This is a genomic window from Streptomyces sp. 13-12-16, assembly GCF_002114215.1.
GTDB lineage: Bacteria > Actinomycetota > Actinomycetes > Streptomycetales > Streptomycetaceae > Streptomyces.
Window position 1 is genome coordinate 1 of the sequence record NZ_NCTE01001253.1, and the last position, 740, is coordinate 740.

Genomic DNA, 740 nt, shown 5'->3' on the forward strand with positions numbered 1-740 from the left:
GGGCGGCTCGGGACTCATGATCCAGCCCAACGGCCTGCGCGCCGCCGACGCGCTCGGCGCGGGCGTCGGAGCCCGCGTCCGGGCCACCGGGCACACCACCGCCCCCGACGAGGTGCGCGTCCTGATGGACGCCCGGGGAACGGTCCTCGCCGAGGAACCCCTCGCAGCCGCCGGCCGGCCGATGCCCGTCCTGCGCTCGGCGCTGCACCGGGCCCTGCTCGACGAGGCCGTCACCGCGGGCGCCGCCCTGCGGATGGCCACCACCGTCGAGGACTACACCGGCCACGACGACCACGTCACCGTCCGCTTCTCCGACGGCGGCGCCGCCGCCTGCCAGGTACTGATCGGCGCCGACGGCATCAACTCCGCGGTACGGCGCCGCATGCTGGGCGACGGCCCCCCCGTCTACCGCGGCTACACCTCGGTGCGCGGACGCACCCGCGGCTCCGCGCTGGGACAGCGCGGCCACGTCGTCAACGGCCGCGGCATCCAGCTCTTCGTCGCCCCCGTCGGCGACGACACCCTCTACTGGACCGCCAAGATCACCGCCGCGGAGGGGGAGTGGCCGGCCAAGGGCCCCGAGGAGGCCCGGCACGCCCTGCTCGCCGCGCTGGAGGGCTGGTACCCGCCCGTGGTCGACCTGGTGCGCGCCGCCGACCCCGGCGACGTCGTCGTCACCGACATCCACGACCGCGACCCCGCCGCACGCTGGACCGACCACCGGGTCGCGCTGCTCGGCG

The 740-nt window shown here is 76.9% G+C and carries 1 protein-coding gene; it reads left to right on the top strand.

Going from position 1 to position 740, the window contains the following annotated elements:
• Positions 1-16: 16 nt before the first annotated feature.
• The coding region (locus tag B7767_RS38810) for an FAD-dependent monooxygenase (protein ID WP_306298046.1) at positions 17-740 on the top strand (724 nt) is incomplete at its 3' end.